Source organism: Dellaglioa sp. CoH-57-MRSF-22, assembly GCF_056781895.1.
The window spans coordinates 1-298 of the sequence record NZ_JBXAXT010000177.1 but is presented as its reverse complement, the minus strand read 5'-3'; the positions used below and the strand labels follow the sequence as shown (position 1 = coordinate 298).

Annotated in this window: 1 protein-coding gene; it reads left to right on the top strand. The window is 57.0% G+C overall.

Annotated features, from left to right (window positions below; genetic code table 11):
- Positions 1-298, top strand: a 298-nt coding sequence (locus tag AC1RPR_RS08700) for a hypothetical protein (RefSeq protein WP_481763553.1), incomplete at both ends; no start/stop codon positions are given.

Here is a 298-nt window from a genome sequence, read left to right as displayed (position 1 = left end):
GTCGATTCCTATCGACATGATGAGTGCCGTGCTCGACGCGTTCCGTGGAACCAGCTGCACGATCAAGGTCACGGATTCTCTGGTGTTTGTCCAAAACCCAGTGCTCGATGTGGTGCTGGCACTGCCGGCTTCGGACGAGGAATCGGTGATCGACACCGACATGGTGATGGAGAAGGCTCGGGAAGTTCGCAAGGTCGATGGCACGGTCATCGAGATGGTGAAGAAGGATGTGATGGGCTTCATGGATAACGCGAGGGCCGTCGCTACCAAGGAGCGATCGGAATTGGCGGTGTCTACC